This window comes from Vibrio sp. V39_P1S14PM300 (assembly GCF_009904765.1).
Taxonomy (GTDB): domain Bacteria; phylum Pseudomonadota; class Gammaproteobacteria; order Enterobacterales; family Vibrionaceae; genus Vibrio; species Vibrio proteolyticus.
The window spans coordinates 1-15,291 of sequence record NZ_WXWP01000103.1 but is presented as its reverse complement, the minus strand read 5'-3'; the positions used below and the strand labels follow the sequence as shown (position 1 = coordinate 15,291).

The 15,291-nt window shown below is 50.2% G+C and carries 16 protein-coding genes and 1 pseudogene; 1 reads left to right on the top strand and 16 read right to left on the bottom strand.

Translation table 11 applies throughout. The features are described 5' to 3' along the window. Positions 1-44: 44 nt before the first annotated feature. The 14 genes from ureC to CAG65_RS04915 form a co-directional block, all read right to left on the bottom strand. A complete protein-coding gene (ureC, locus tag CAG65_RS04980) occupies positions 45-1,748 on the bottom strand; it encodes an urease subunit alpha (protein WP_021703528.1) in 1,704 nt (567 codons plus the stop codon). A 28-nt stretch (positions 1,749-1,776) separates the two neighbouring features. After that, positions 1,777-2,115, bottom strand: a complete 339-nt coding sequence (locus tag CAG65_RS04975) for an urease subunit beta (protein WP_021703529.1) — start codon at positions 2,113-2,115, stop codon at positions 1,777-1,779. 8 nt (positions 2,116-2,123) lie between these two features. Beyond that, positions 2,124-2,426 carry an urease subunit gamma gene (gene ureA / locus CAG65_RS04970; RefSeq protein ID WP_021703530.1) on the bottom strand — a complete coding sequence of 101 codons (303 nt, stop codon included), beginning with the start codon at positions 2,424-2,426 and terminating at the stop codon, positions 2,124-2,126. Between the two features lie 20 nt (positions 2,427-2,446). Continuing rightward, complete coding sequence (locus CAG65_RS04965; protein ID WP_161452587.1) at positions 2,447-3,355, bottom strand: urease accessory protein UreD; 909 nt, start codon at positions 3,353-3,355, stop codon at positions 2,447-2,449. Next, entirely contained in the window at positions 3,352-4,047 is a 696-nt protein-coding gene (urtE, locus tag CAG65_RS04960; protein WP_021703532.1) for an urea ABC transporter ATP-binding subunit UrtE, read from the bottom strand. The genes CAG65_RS04965 and urtE overlap by 4 nt, the downstream gene beginning before the upstream one ends. Positions 4,048-4,049: 2 nt before the next feature. Then, on the bottom strand, positions 4,050-4,901 hold the full coding sequence (gene urtD / locus CAG65_RS04955; RefSeq protein WP_161452584.1) for an urea ABC transporter ATP-binding protein UrtD: 852 nt from the start codon (positions 4,899-4,901) through the stop codon (positions 4,050-4,052). Further along, positions 4,898-6,052: an urea ABC transporter permease subunit UrtC gene (gene urtC / locus CAG65_RS04950; protein WP_161452583.1), complete on the bottom strand. Its 1,155-nt coding sequence runs from the start codon at positions 6,050-6,052 to the stop codon at positions 4,898-4,900. Before urtC ends, urtD begins: the two co-directional genes overlap by 4 nt. A gap of 9 nt (positions 6,053-6,061) precedes the next feature. Beyond that, entirely contained in the window at positions 6,062-7,687 is a 1,626-nt protein-coding gene (gene urtB, locus CAG65_RS04945; RefSeq protein ID WP_161452580.1) for an urea ABC transporter permease subunit UrtB, read from the bottom strand. A gap of 101 nt (positions 7,688-7,788) precedes the next feature. After that, the gene (gene urtA, locus CAG65_RS04940) at positions 7,789-9,090 is read right to left on the bottom strand and encodes an urea ABC transporter substrate-binding protein (protein WP_161452578.1); all 1,302 of its coding nucleotides are present in this window, start codon (positions 9,088-9,090) and stop codon (positions 7,789-7,791) included. Positions 9,091-9,500: 410 nt separating this feature from the next. After that, on the bottom strand, positions 9,501-10,277 hold the full coding sequence (locus CAG65_RS04935; protein ID WP_161452576.1) for a GNAT family N-acetyltransferase: 777 nt from the start codon (positions 10,275-10,277) through the stop codon (positions 9,501-9,503). 75 nt (positions 10,278-10,352) lie between these two features. Next, positions 10,353-11,000 (bottom strand): alanyl-tRNA editing protein, encoded by a 648-nt coding sequence (locus CAG65_RS04930; RefSeq protein ID WP_161452574.1) that lies wholly within the window; start codon positions 10,998-11,000, stop codon positions 10,353-10,355. Positions 11,001-11,064: 64 nt separating this feature from the next. After that, on the bottom strand, positions 11,065-11,604 hold the full coding sequence (locus CAG65_RS04925; RefSeq protein ID WP_161452572.1) for an isochorismatase family protein: 540 nt from the start codon (positions 11,602-11,604) through the stop codon (positions 11,065-11,067). A 166-nt stretch (positions 11,605-11,770) separates the two neighbouring features. Continuing rightward, positions 11,771-12,484: an SAM-dependent methyltransferase gene (locus tag CAG65_RS04920; protein WP_161452570.1), complete on the bottom strand. Its 714-nt coding sequence runs from the start codon at positions 12,482-12,484 to the stop codon at positions 11,771-11,773. Positions 12,485-12,520: 36 nt separating this feature from the next. Then, positions 12,521-12,931 carry an SRPBCC domain-containing protein gene (locus CAG65_RS04915; protein WP_161452568.1) on the bottom strand — a complete coding sequence of 137 codons (411 nt, stop codon included), beginning with the start codon at positions 12,929-12,931 and terminating at the stop codon, positions 12,521-12,523. A 132-nt stretch (positions 12,932-13,063) separates the two neighbouring features. Here CAG65_RS04915 and CAG65_RS04910 point away from each other — a divergent pair, with 132 nt between their 5' ends. Further along, on the top strand, positions 13,064-13,603 hold the full coding sequence (locus CAG65_RS04910; RefSeq protein ID WP_161447638.1) for a hypothetical protein: 540 nt from the start codon (positions 13,064-13,066) through the stop codon (positions 13,601-13,603). A gap of 62 nt (positions 13,604-13,665) precedes the next feature. Here CAG65_RS04910 and CAG65_RS04905 read toward each other — a convergent pair whose 3' ends face one another. Together CAG65_RS04905 and CAG65_RS04900 are read right to left on the bottom strand one after the other, a co-directional pair. Next, a complete protein-coding gene (locus CAG65_RS04905; protein ID WP_161452566.1) occupies positions 13,666-14,595 on the bottom strand; it encodes an alpha/beta hydrolase fold domain-containing protein in 930 nt (309 codons plus the stop codon). A 118-nt stretch (positions 14,596-14,713) separates the two neighbouring features. After that, positions 14,714-15,291, bottom strand: a pseudogene (locus CAG65_RS04900) (restriction endonuclease); the annotation flags it as partial.

Here is a 15,291-nt window from a genome sequence, read left to right as displayed (position 1 = left end):
CACCGACACAGATGGCGAGCGTGTTCACGTTGTTTTGATGAGGGTTAGAATAAAAAGTAACGTTGGGCCATCGGCAGAACATCGGCTGGCTCACAAATCAGCAGCTCACCATCGGCTCTAACCTGATACGTCTGTGAGTCCACCTCTATGTTCGGTTGCCAGTCATTGAGTTTCATGTCGGCCTTGCTGATATCACGGCAATGACGAACTACGCCAATCTGGCTGTTCAGTTCGAGCTGCTGTGCTATCCCCGCTTGCTGAGCGGCCTGAGAGACAAATAGCATTGAAGTGTTACACGCAGCCTTACCATAGCTACCGAACATCGAACGATAGTGCACTGGCTGAGGCGTCGGGATCGAAGCATTCGGGTCTCCCATTGGTGCCATCGCTATCATGCCTCCTTTGAGGATCACACTTGGCTTCACACCAAAGAAGGCCGGTTTCCAAAGCACCAGATCCGCCAGTTTTCCGACTTCCACCGACCCGATTTCATGGGCCATGCCGTGAGTGATCGCAGGATTAATGGTGTATTTGGCAACGTAACGTTTCAGGCGAAAGTTATCACTGTAGCTGGAGTCTTCTTTAAGGCTGCCACGTTGTACTTTCATCTTGTGCGCGGTTTGCCAGGTGCGGGTGATCACTTCTCCGACGCGTCCCATGGCCTGAGAATCCGAGGCAATCATCGAGAACGCGCCGAGATCATGCAAAATATCCTCCGCAGCGATGGTTTCCCGGCGAATGCGTGACTCGGCAAAAGCCACATCTTCCGCAATCGATGGCGAAAGGTGATGACACACCATCAACATGTCCAGATGTTCGTCCACGGTATTGATAGTGTAAGGCCGGGTCGGATTGGTGGAAGACGGCAAAACATTAGCGACACCCGCGGCTTTGATGATGTCCGGTGCGTGTCCTCCACCGGCGCCTTCCGTGTGATAGGTATGGATCACCCGGTCACCAATGGCGCCAAGGGTTGATTCCACAAACCCTGATTCATTGAGCGTATCGGTGTGAATTGCGACCTGGACGTCCATCTCATCGGCCACCGTTAAACAAGTATCAATCGAAGCGGGTGTGGTTCCCCAGTCTTCGTGAAGCTTGAGGCCGACTGCACCTGCGGCGACTTGCTCACGCAGTGCCTCGGGCCGACTGGCGTTCCCTTTGCCAAGCAGACCAAAATTCATCGGGAAACCGTCCAGCGCTTCCAACATACGGTGCATATTCCAAGGCCCTGGTGTACAAGTGGTGGCGTTCGTTCCCGTATTGGGCCCGGTACCGCCGCCAATCATGGTCGTTACACCTGACGCCAGTGCTTCTTCAATTTGCTGAGGACAAATGAAATGGATATGTGAATCAATACCACCAGCTGTCAGTATCGCGCCTTCCCCCGCCAAGATCTCTGTTCCGGGACCTATAACAATGGTCACGCCCGGTTGAATATCCGGATTGCCAGCCTTACCTATCGCCTGAATTCGACCCTGCTTGATCGCCACATCCGCTTTCACGATTCCCCAATAGTCGAGGATCACAGCGTTAGTGATCACCAGATCCGGCGTGTCTGCGCTCGTGCGCTGGCTCTGTCCCATGCCATCGCGAATGACCTTACCACCACCAAATTTGACTTCATCGCCATACACAGTGAAGTCCCTCTCTACTTCCAGCCATAACTCCGTATCCGCGAGTCGCAAACGGTCTCCCACGGTCGGACCGAACATTTCGGCGTATGCCTGTCTGGAAATCCTAGCCATTTTCTGTCCTTGTTATTATTTGGTCGGGCTAACTCAATGGCCCCATGACTTTGCCCTGAAAACCGAAGACCTGCCTGTCTCCGGCATAGGTGACTAATTCCACGGTTCGAGACTGTCCGGGCTCAAAGCGGGTTGCTGTCCCAGCCGGGATATTCAGCCTGAAGCCTAGTGTTTTCTGACGATCAAACATCAGTGCATCGTTGACCTCATAAAAGTGGTAGTGGGAGCCGATCTGCACCGGGCGATCGCCCGTGTTTTCTACTTTAATGCGTAATGTCTCGCGTCCGGCGTTCAATTCAATATCGCCCGCCGCACTGTCTAATTGCCCGGGAATAAGCCCGACTTGTTTTGTGTTCGATCCCGCCATCTTGGCTCCTATACAATCGGCTCGTGCACCGTAACCAGCTTCGTTCCATCCGGAAACGTGGCTTCAACCTGTACATCCGGAATCATAGAGGCCACCCCATCCATGACATCCTCAACCGTCAATAGCGTGCGACCATAATCCATGAGCTCGGCCACACTGCGGCCTTCTCGCGCACCTTCCAAAATAGCGCTACTGATGTAGGCCACCGATTCGGGGTAGTTGAGTCTGAGCCCTTTTTGTTTGCGTTGCTGTGCCAGCAAACCGGCACAAAAAATCAGTAACTTGTCTTTTTCTCTTGGCGACAATTCCATGTTGCGTTTTCCATTTGTTGTCAGGTAGCCCAGATTCTCGGTGCGTCCGGACACTCCCCTGTCCAGTGCGTTCTCACCAACTGCCACACCCGTTGAAAACTGTTTAGGACCACTTCACTCCATTGCGCTAATGCGCGAACGACAATTAAGTTTTCAATCTGAGTCGCAGCAATCACGATCTGCTTTGTGCCGAATTCGTTCTGTATGTTAGAGAGCAAGCTCTGTACCAACTGAGCCAACTTTTCATCATCGGTACTGATATACAGGGTCGCAGCCATAGAAAACCCTAAAAGGCCTTTATTTATCATTAGGTTATCACCACCCCTCACATTTAACCCTTCGGTCAGCAGACGGCGACCGTCCAGGTAAACCTCTGTTTTCCCGACTAAATGCCCGCTCAGAAATCCCTCATTTAGTGCGGGGCGACCAAAACAGTGCATCTCCCAGCCCAAAAATTGTGCATTTTCTTCGAGGTGGATCTGGGTATCTAAACGGACGTGCGCATCCGGGAAAAAAATGTTCTCTTGTGGCAACCATTCCAGCCGTGCGCCGGCGGCAACACGCAACACTTGCTGCTGACGTGCAAAGCGCTGCTGAGAGCGATAAAACTTGGTGGCGCCGGGCGTGGTGACCAGAACCTTGGCCCCGGTTCCAACATCCGCAGTAATGTGCAATCCATCCCCACCCACGACGCCTCCGGGCGGGTGCAACAGATAGGTATGACATACGTTTCCTTCAGGATAGAGCGGTCGTTGAATGGCTAACGGACCTTGTTGCGCTCGCTCGCGAATCACGGTTTTGTCACCGCGATCCTGAAAACGGAGTGACAGCTTAGCCTGCCACCCTTGATCAGCATGCGCTTCAATCTGTTGTTGCAATGGGGTGTTCGACTGTTCAAACCCAAACGCTACGGCAGGATCACACATCATACGGTCAGATACTCCTCAATCAGTTGCTCGCTGAGTTTGTCCATGTCGCCCTGCGCAACCTGTCGTCCGCGGTCCAAAATACAAAATCGATCGCCCACTTTTCGTGCAAACGGCAGCTTTTGTTCAACCAACAATACGGTTAATCCCATTTTTTGGTTGAGCATTCGAATGATGTCGCCAATCTCCTGCACAATATTGGGCTGGATGCCCTCCGTGGGTTCATCAAGGATCAATAGCGACGGATTAACCACCAACGCCCGGCCGATCGCCAGTTGCTGCTGTTGGCCTCCGGACAAGTCTCCGCCCCGGCGATGAAGCATTTCTTGCAACACGGGAAACAGCTCGAAGATGAATGCCGGGATCTGGCGGTCTCCTTTAGCTCGTATCGGTAAGCCCACCTCCAGGTTTTCCTGAACCGTCAACATGGGAAAAATCTGCCGTCCCTGAGGCACATAACCAATCCCTAACCGGGGCCGGGTTTCAGCTTGTTGATTTATCAAGGACTGGCCGTTGAGGGTTATTTCGCCGCTGTGCACGTTGAGTAACCCCATAATGCATTGCAACAGCGTGGTTTTACCGACACCGTTTCGCCCCATCAATACCGTGCACTGGCCTTGTGGTATGTGCATATCAAGATCCCATAAGGTGTGACTCTCACCATAAAACTGATTAAGCCCGTTTATCTGCAACATCCTTATTCCCCTAAATAGACTTGTTTGACTTGCGGATGAGCCTGAACCTGATCCATGCTGCCCTCTGCCAGCACATGTCCCTGGTGGAGCACAGTGACATGGCTGGCAATAGAGCGCACGAAGTCCATGTCGTGTTCGACCACCACAACGGAATGCTTGCCTGCCAGCGAATTCAGCAGCTCGGAGGTTCGATCCATTTCCTGATGTGTCATGCCAGCCACGGGCTCATCAATGAGTAGCAGTTTGGGGCTTTGCATCAGCAACATGCCAATTTCTAGCCACTGTTTCTGGCCATGTGATAGGTTGCCCGATGACAAGCCTGAACAGTCCTGAAGATGGATCAGTTCGAGCACCGATTCCAGTTTGTCTTGTTGTTCTGCGCTCATACGCGCGCGGTATGTTCCCCACACACCACGTACTCCTAACATCGCAAGCTCGAGGTTTTGCCACACCGTCAGGCATTCAATGACCGTCGGTTTTTGAAACTTACGGCCGATCCCTGCGTTGGCAATCTGCGACTCGTTCATCTTCAGCAAGTTGATATTTGAACCCAGCCACACCTGACCCGAATCAGGTTTGGTTTTACCGGTAATGATGTCCATCATGGTCGTTTTTCCGGCCCCGTTAGGGCCGATAATACAGCGTAACTCACCTTCACGAATATAGAGATTGAGATCATTTATCGCCTTGAATCCATCAAAGCTTTTGTTTACACCCTCAACGTACAAAACGATGTTGTGCCGGGTATCGACTAACGGATGCTGATCGGATTTGAGGAATGAAAATACTTCGTCGCGACGGGTAAACTCGGCCGCAGACTCCTTGAACAATATGGCTCGTTCGAATGTTGTCATACCACGGCCTCCTTGGTTGAGTCAGCTTGCTGAGTGGGGGGACTCGGAGGTCGCCGCGCGGACACTGTATCAGCAACAAACCCCATTAACCCTTTCGGGAAGTACATGGTCGCCAGCACAAACATACCTCCCAGTGCGAACAGCCATACTTCAGGGAACTCCACCGTAAACCAGCTTTTGGCGTAGTTGATCACCAGTGCTCCGACAATGGCACCAAACAAGGTCGCCCGTCCGCCAAGCGCAACCCAGACCACAACTTCAATTGAGTTTAAAGGTGCAAATTCACCCGGATTAATAATGCCGACCTGAGGCACGTACAGCGCACCAGCAACTCCGGCGATCACCGCAGACAAGGCAAAAATCCACAATTTGATGCCGTCGACGTTATACCCCATAAAACGAGTCCGAGACTCGGTGTCACGAATCGCCAGTGCCACTCGTCCCAAACGACTGCTGACCACACTACGGCACAGCACATAACTGAACATCAACGCGATTGCCGTGACAATGAACAGCGCCAAACGAGTGCCGTCTGCCTGCAAACTGAACCCCAGAATATCTTTAAAATCCGTAAGGCCATTGTTGCCGCCAAATCCCATTTCATTGCGGAAAAATGCCAGCATCAGCGCATAAGTCAGCGCCTGAGTGATGATCGACAGGTAAACCCCTGAGACTCTGGAACGAAACGCCAGGTAGCCAAAGATGAACGCCAACACTCCCGGCACCAATACAATCATCAGACAGGCAAACCAGAACTGATCGACCCCCTGCCAGAACCAAGGCAACTCCTGCCAGTTAAGAAACACCATAAAATCGGGTAACACCGGATTTCCGTAGACGCCTCGGTCACCGATTTGGCGCATCAGGTACATCCCCATCACATAGCCGCCAAGCGCGAAAAACGCGCCATGTCCGAGACTCAAAATGCCCAGATATCCCCATACCAAATCGACAGCCAGCGCGAGCATGGCATAACTGAGGTACTTACCCAGTAGAGACACCGTAAATGTCTCCACATGCAAAGGGTGCCCGGCAGGTAGCAAAATATTTCCCAATGGCACCAGAATCACCGCCAGCAACAGAGCTAGCATGGTCAACTGCCCTCCTCTGTCACCTCGCATGGCCGACAGCACAAAAGATTTCGACTGCATTCGCTCTCCTTAGCTTTCTGCCGCACGCCCACGCTGTGGAAACAGGCCGCGCGGACGTTTTTGAATGAACAAGATGATGAAAACCAGCACCATAATTTTTGCCAGCACTGCACCAGCCCAAGGCTCAAGCACTTTATTGAACATGCCGAGGCTCAAACCAGCCACCAGCGTACCCCACAAATTACCGACGCCGCCGAAGACCACCACCATGAACGAGTCGATGATGTATGCCTGACCCATGTTGGGTCCGACATTGGTCAACTGTGATAACGCAACGCCCGCGATGCCCGCCACTCCGGAGCCAAGACCGAACGTTAATGCGTCCACACGTTGGGAACGAATGCCCATGGCGCGAGCCATCGAGCGGTTTTGTGAGACTGCGCGGACCTGTAATCCCAGCGGTGTTTTCTTCAGCACCATCACCAAACCGGCAAAGACCAATGCACAGAACAACACGATGTACAAACGGTTGTATGTCAGTGACAGCATCGGGTTGATTTCAAGCGCACCAGTCATCCAGTCTGGTGTGCTCACAGAGCGATTCAACGGAGAGAAAATCGATCGTACCGCCTGTTGCAGGATCAGGCTAATGCCGAACGTCGCCAACAAGGTTTCCAGTGGACGACCATACAGGTGTCGAATCACACTGCGCTCAATCACGATACCGACAGCGCCAGACACAACAAACGCAACAGGAACAGAAAGGACAACGGCCAGGCCAATATGATTCGGCAGTAATTCTTGCATCACGTACGTGGTGTATGCGCCAATCATGATCAGCTCACCATGAGCCATGTTAATCACTCCCATCACTCCAAATGTGATAGCCAGACCAATGCCCGCCAACACCAAGACTGAACCGAGGCTGAGTCCGAAAAAGACCGTCTCAACGCCCGAGTAAAAACGTTGACTCTGCTTGTAATCGGCCAGGCTACGCTCTGCTGCCGTCAACACATCAGCATCGGCATCAGAGGCAATAATCTGATTGAGCGTTTTCAGCACGACGGCGTGCTTGTACTCAGACAAACGTTGAATCGCTTCGATGCGTTGTGTGCCCTGCACATCCAAAGCCTGCGGGATAGTCAGTGCCAGTGTCAGCAGCGATTGAACCTGCGCATCACGTTCTTTGCTCTGACGCGCTTCCAGTTGCGTCAGTACTTGTGGCTCGCTCGTGCCAAGCAGTTCCGTGACGGCCGACGTGCGTACTTCCGCCAGAGGGCTGTTGAGCCTGAGTGTGGCCAATTCTGAGCGAATCGCACCACGCAGCTTATTATTGACCCTGAGCTTTGTTATCGTGTCCTGGCTGGGTAACGAAGCGCTCTCGCCACTCCAGGCAAGCATGGCTTGCTGCGCTGTCGTCGCACCATCCAAAATATACAAGGCGTCTGGCTTCGTCTTATCAACATACAAGTTGCCATTCAACCAAGCGGTCAAAATCGATTTGGCTGCCCGTTCAGGCTGGTGCTGTGCTAACCAAGCCATGGCACTCAGCTTAAGGCTGGTATCTCTGCCTTGCAGCGCTTGTGAAAACTGCACGCGGTTAAACTCAATCTCATCGTTCGTGTCAGCCAATGCAACGTTCAATCCCCACAAAAGAAGTAGCACCGTACTGAACGCTCTGGTTATCATTGTCATAAATGCGTCCTTTCGGTGGGCACCGGCTAATGCTAACTGGCGCCCGGCAATGAAAATACAGCACCTTGGGAACCCTTAATCCCAAGGTGCCAAAGTGTTTCTCAGTTAATGCCTGAGCACTTTTTGGTATCGACATTAAAGGCGCCGCATGAAAACGGTTTTGCCCAGCTGGAAAACAGCTTCGCAGATTCCGGAAGATAGTCAGACCAGGCATCGCCCGCGACTAACCCTTTGGTTTCCCAAACCACTTCAAACTGGCCATCGTCCTGAATTTCGCCGATCAAAACCGGTTTGGTAATATGGTGGTTGGGCATCATCGTGGAGTAGCCACCGGACAAATTCGGCACCGAAATACCAATCAAGGCATCCTGAACGGCTTCTGGTTCAGTGGTGCCGGCATTCGTGACCGCCTGAGCCCACATATTGAAACCGATATAGTGCGCTTCCATAGGATCATTGGTGACGCGTTTCTGGCTCTTGATAAACTTATGCCAGGCGTTAACAAACTCAGCGTTGTCGCTTGTATCCAGACTCATAAAGTAGTTCCAGGCCGCGAGATGACCCACCAATGCCGAGGTGTCCATCCCGGACAGTTCCTCTTCACCCACGGAGAACGCAACAACCGGGATATCTTCAGAGCTGACGCCCTGAGCACCAAGCTCTTTGTAGAAAGGCACATTGGCATCGCCATTGATGGTTGACACAACCGCGGTTTTCTTCCCTTGCGAGCCAAACTTTTTAATCTCTGACACGATCGATTGCCAATCTGAATGCCCAAATGGGGTGTAGTTGATCATGATGTCAGATTCACTCACGCCACGGTCTTTCAGGTAAGCGTCCAGAATCTTATTGGTGGTGCGCGGATACACGTAGTCGGTACCAGCCAGAACCCAACGCTCAACGCCCAGTTCGTTCATCAGATAGTCAACCGCTGGAATCGCTTGTTGATTAGGCGCAGCGCCGGTGTAAAACACATTCTTCGACGACTCTTCGCCTTCATACTGAACCGGATAAAACAAAATCCCGTTGAGCTCTTCAAAAACGGGCAACATGGATTTACGCGACACAGATGTCCACCCACCAAACACCACATCAACCTTATCTTTTTCCAGAAGTTCTCGTGCTTTTTCCGCGAATAATGGCCAGTTAGATGCAGGATCGACCACTACTGCTTCCAGCTTTTTCCCCAGTAACCCGCCCTTTTTGTTCTGTTCGTCGACCAGCATTAAAATGGTATCTTTCAAGGTGGTTTCGCTGATCGCCATTGTCCCGGACAGAGAATGCAGAACGCCGACCTTAATCGTCTCGTCTGCCTGAGCCTGAGCCTGAGCCTGAGCCTGAGTAGTGCCCATCATCAGCGATGCCCCGATCGCCGCAAGTTTTAATTTGAACATCATGTTCATGTTGGATATCTCCTTATTGTGAATAGTTATTCAAACTATCATCATCAAGAAAAATGCCAGAGCAGAACATTGGGCAGAAATAAAAATTACTTGATTAATTACATGAAGTTAGAAGTGTCTCGTGAGCGCACAGAAAACCCCACGCATCGGGACACGCTGCATATTGGTGCAATTTCCTATGGGTTTTCACTATTTTAGAGAAGTGTGGCTAAGAACATGCCACGGCGCCCTCTTTTGGGTAACCACATGCATATAAAAGATTCACCACTCACCAAACTAGGGCAACGAGGTGATAGAGATAGAACAGGTTGCCTGGCAGCTAGTCGCGTTGAGAAAATCGACAAACACAACCAGATGAGAGACGGGAGAAAAGACAGTGAAAACCTCTTTTTTTCACTGCCTAAGGGAGGTCAGCGTTTTTCCCATACCGTGCGGATTGTGTCGGTCGAAAACCCGGCTTTGAAACAGTTGTCAGCACTGACGGAGCCCGCAAGTACATCAGTCAATACCAGTTTAACGCCCAGTTGCTGCGCATCTTGGATTCTGGCATGCAGCAATGCTGTTTGACAGCCGCGAGCACGAAACGCTTCCTGCGTAAAAGCGTTGGCCAGAATGGCACACTCTTTCGCAATGAATGATGTGCCCCACGCACAAGGTGTCTCATCAATGAACGCGACGAAGCAGCGGAATTGATCCGAACAATACAGGTGCCGTTTTTGGGCCCAGACTTCCGGTTCACAACGTGCGCCAGAGGTTGTGAGCAAATCGAGAAATGCGTCGGCCTTTTCTGAACCCCAGCGTTCAACTCGCACGGATGGATTGTATGAAGGCGTCGGTTGTTCCAGAGACAAAGACAGGAACTGATGTGAAAAACTCGGTAAATAACCCCGCTCAAACAATGCGTTAGATAGTGTCATTGACACAGCCTGAGGCTCAACGACCACTTCTGGCGGGGTATCGGGCCCGTAACGTTCCAGAGCTTGCTGCAACTCAATCTCAGCCAGTGACGAGGATACAAAAACTTGGTTATCATAACGCCGGGTCGGGTCAATATAGGCGACATAGCCGGCTTCGCGAACCAAGCGCAATTCGCTGGCCACAGCTGTGGATAGGGCTCGGGCATTATTGAAGGAAAAGTAGGTGTCATACGCACGCTGCGTGACATCCGTGTTTCGGGTTTGCGCCATCAGAACTCCATTGAGGCATTGATATGAAGCCGGAAGCGTATTCACTTTTCATCATCTGGTCGAACTGCAACGCGGTTATTGTGACGGCGCCAAAGTTATTTCAACCCGTTCTTTGCCTTTTCCGATGTTTTTACGCTTCAGCCGGATTCGTCCAACTTCAGAAGTCCGTTTAAGATGGGTGCCTCCACAAGGGACTTGAGCAAAGCCTTCAACACGCCAGTAGCGGCGTTGCTGTGCTTCATCTGAAAATGCACTCTGTATGGGCAAATCAGCATCAATCAGCCGCTGTGCTGCGGCCGTCGTTTCGTCTAATAAGCTATTAATACTGGTAGGCCAGACAAAATCAATTCGGCTTTTATCCTGACCAATATGTGCACCTATTTTTTCTATGTGGGGAAACTTCTGACTGAACAACTCCAACACCAGCTCCGCGGCAAAGTGAAGCTTCATCAGCGCATAACGTCGAGTCCAGTTTACACAGATGGTGACACTGTCACCCAACACAAACGGTGGCGTATCTGACAGCGTGTAGATGATCGCCGTTCCGACCTTTTCCGCCCGTAATACGTCCAGCCCGCCAATCGTCCCCTGATCACTTTCCTGACCGCCCGATTCAGCGTAAAAAATGGTTTCAGCCAGTTGAATGGTATTGCCGTCGACGTTTGTCACGGTCGAGGTCAACTCTGTTTGGTAGGGATCATCCCAAAATACGTTTTTTGTCATCCTGACTTCCCAAGTCATTTCCTTTTCATCAGCCTACCCTGAAGTCAGAATATTCGGCAAGTGACTATTTAATCAATTTTAAAATCGTCTTGAATACTGGGTCCCGACAATCACCAACCAGTTCGTATAAGCACATTTCCAGGCTGCTGATCCCGATGCCAAGCGACAACATTTTATTCACACCGACCTGTTTATTGGCCGCCGTTCTGGACGAAACACAATCGCTGATTAACTCGACCCCAAACCCCAGTGTTCGAAGGCTTTTCGCCGTCTGATAAACACAGATGTGCGTTTCAATTCCGCATACCAGCCAATAACGGATACCCGATTTTTTGACTTGTTTGAGAAAACTTTGTTCGCCGCAGCCATCGAAGGTAAATTTGCTGACTGGCTTGAGCCCGTCAAGCGCATCACCGATGGGCTTGACCGTCGCTCCCAACTTCTCCGGATTCTGTTCCAACCAGACAATCGGCAGCTTGAGCGTTTTTGCACCTTTGACGAGCGTGGTGATATTCGCTACCACAGCGTCGCTGTCTTCCACCAACGTCGCCAGTTTGCCCTGCACGTCCACCACAACAAGCCCAGTGTTCTCTCTGGTTAGCATTCGAGTCTCCCTTGTGTTTTTTGTTTGTTTTACTAAGCGTAGGACACGTTCAGAAAGTTAAACGTATCTGTCTGAAATTTGGTGACTTAACCGAGCGACCACAACACATCAAAGCGAAAACCACGGCAAAAATAAAAAAGCCAGCAAATTATGCTGGCTCATTGAGTCAAGGCTTCAGATACAAGTAGAAACCGAATCCCATCGTCTCCCTGCCATACAGGCGGTAATGTCGGTTCCATTCGCGCACGGAGGCAAGCTTTTGCTTTCTTTCACTGTTGCCTGGCTCTGCCAGAGCTTCTTGCTCGGCTTTGTAGCGGAAGCCCCACTCAAAACTGTCCCATTCATCCTGATGACTGCAACGAACGTACACAGGGATCAAACCCAGTGCTTCCGCAACCTGAATGTTCTGTTCATGTGAACGATAAACACCCACCGGCTCGCCAATGAAATCCAGATACTCTTTGGCTGGCGCCTGTTTCCAGTAGGGCTCACCGACAAGTATCAAACCATTTTCACCCACTAGATCGGCCATGTTCGTCAGAGCATCCGGGTACGCCATTTCACCCTCACCAAACGCATGAGTCGATCCCAGACAAACCGCCAGCTTGTATGCTCCACTCTCAAGCTCGGCATACTTAACGTCCGTCGCCAGAAAACGAATCGCCGCATCTGGATGTTGGGCCACTTTATTATTGGCCACTGCAATTTCGTTTGGCTGTATATCTAACCCAAGGCAGTTGGCCTGGGTCTTCTGATGGATTTGAAAAAGAAACTCACCCTGACCACAACCAATATCCACGACTCGATGCTGATATTCCAGTCCGAGGTGGGCAATCAGTTCTTGGGCTTTTTGCGCGCTTAACGGACAATTAAACATCATATATTGCTGATTCCTTTTATCATGACATCTGCGTCATTACAGATGTTGTTCTACGTATTCCTTAAAACCATTCAATATATTCTGCCAACCGGTCTGCTGCTGATCTGGCGTAAACGTCTGTTCAGCTTCAAACTCTTCGGTCACGCGAGTCTGTCCATTGCGTGATTCAAAACGCACCACCACCTTTCGTTTGTCGTCCATTTCAAATTCAATTAAACGATTAAGTTCAACGACTTGATACGTTCCTGTAAAATCGAACCCCATACTGCCGTCTTTCGCTTCCATTCGGTGACGAAAACGGCCGCCAACTCGCAGGTCCACGTCACTTTCCGTGGTGTGCCAGTCACTGGATGCCGCATTCCACTTCAAGATGCTTTCCGGCGTGTTCCAGGCTTTCCAGACCGTATCGACATCTTTCTCTATTAACGCACTGACAGTAATGATCATATCGCCTCCAAGAGTTGTTCAACCCGGTTTGGACATAGCAGAAATGTCCATACCATATACCGACTGGCTATTTTGAGCTGAACTATAATTAACAGCGCCAATTTCCTGATAACTCCAAAAAAGGATATCAGTATGAAACGCTACACTTATATCGCAACAGCGTTATTAATCCTAGCGGGTTCTTCTACGAACGCCAACGCCGCTGATGATACCGATATGCTCTTAAAAGATGCACTCAGTGCAGCTCCCCCTGCGTTAAGAGATAAAGTGACGGTCGTCGACTGGAACAACAACGTATTGCAACAAGGCACCAGCAACTACACCTGTTTCCCAACGCCGCCTCAACTGTCCGGCACAGCACCCATGTGTATGGATGCAGCCTGGATGGACTGGGCTGACGCCTGGATGAACAAAAAGCCGTTTGAAGCCAAAACGATTGGGATTTCTTACATGCTTGCCGGTGATGGTGGTGCCAGCAATGTTGATCCGTATGCAGAGGGTATGACCGATGACAATCAATGGGTGGTCGAAGGCCCACATTTGATGATCATTACGCCGGATAAAGCGATGCTCGACGCTCTGCCAACCGATCCAAACAACGGTGGTCCTTACGTCATGTGGAAAGGCACACCTTACGCTCATATCATGGTGCCAGTGGGTGCCCGCCCTTAAAATAAAGGCATTCGGTGATACCGAATGCCTTATCTTTAACTTAACTATTGACTTCCGGGCATTTAAGCGGCAACGCTGCGACGGATACATGCTGCAACCTGATCAAGGCATCTCACAGCCGATGGACTGACAGCCGCCAATTGATGAAAACCATGAATAACGCCTAAATATCGTTCGCAACTCGCGCTCACGCCACTTTCCAGCAAACGCTTGTAGAGAGTTTCCCCTTCATCACGCAGTGGATCAAACTCCGCCGTCACAATATGCGTTGGCGGCAAACCTGCATAATCATTACGCTCAAGCGGATACAGTTCAGAGTGACCATCAACAGCCTCACAACCTGGAATGTATTGTTGAAAACCTGACAACAGCATTTGAGCAGTAATAATATAGTCCTGACCATTATCCGTATAACTTTGACTCTGTCCTTTAGGATCAAGCATGGGATACAACAGTACCTGTATCAAAGGGAGACTGGCGTGGTTGTTTTTTAGCCTCAGGGAGGTCACCAAAGCCAGGAGCCCACCAGCACTGTCACCGACAAAAACCATTTTAGTCGTGTCAGCACCCAGTCGGCGCCCTTGAGATTGAATGGCCAGCACGCCACGGTAAACATCATCATGTGCCGCAGGATACGGATGCTCTGGTGCCAAACGATAACGGATACATATCACCAGCGTATTGGTTTGTCTGGCCAAATAACGAAGTTGCTGAGCATGGGTATCGAAACCGCCACTCACAAAACAGCCTCCATGAAAATAAACAGTTACTGGCAGTGAGGCATCAGCACTCGGCCGAAAGACTTTAACCGTAATACCATCCAGCGTTTCTTCAAACTCCTCAAGCATTACTGGCCCTGCTCCTGCCAAGTTCACTGTCGACAAATAACCGACTCTGCGCTCTTCAACCGTCAACTTGGAAGCACATGGCCGCCCCGCTTGAATAAAACCATCCACCAACTCACGGATACCCGGTTCTAAATGCTTTAACACGTTACTTTTCCCAACTGTTCTCAAATTTCATAGTATAAAAACAAAAAAATAAACCTGTATATAAATACAGGTTTATTTTGTGAGATATGTAATCGGATGTCAGCAAGCACGACAATAATTAATCATACAATACCAAGGTTTTTTGCAATTGCTCAGAATAGTTAAAAATATCATCGATACACTCTATCGGATAACGTGTTTCACTCTTTGATTCATCAAAAATACCGATGTATTTCTGCTTTGTATTGAACCACAGTCGGCATAATGGTTTTCTATTGTTGTCATCTAATAGGATCCCAAAATAACTTTGCGTATCTCTAGGGTGAACTCTCTGCAATTCAACCTTCTGCCTTAAAATGGCCTTCACGACGTTGAAGCCCTCTATCTCTTCATCTGTGGTGACAACTTTTGGTTTATCGTCGTTATCGTCAATTGGTTCTTCAACTATGTTCGTGTCAGGGTCTTTAACATCGTTTCCGATTGCTGATTTTAGGCGTGCGTTAATACTATCGCTCAAAAACTGCTTCAGGGCCTTCTTCATTAGCTCACTAAACTGAGCTTTCACTTTCGCAGTCTGAACACCGTCGTAAACTTTCGCGGTAAAAAACTTAACAAAATCTTCTTCCGGATTCACAAACTGCTCAGCCAATTCTTTCTTAATTTGATTGAGATACTTTAGCTCTCCTGCCGCGTCTA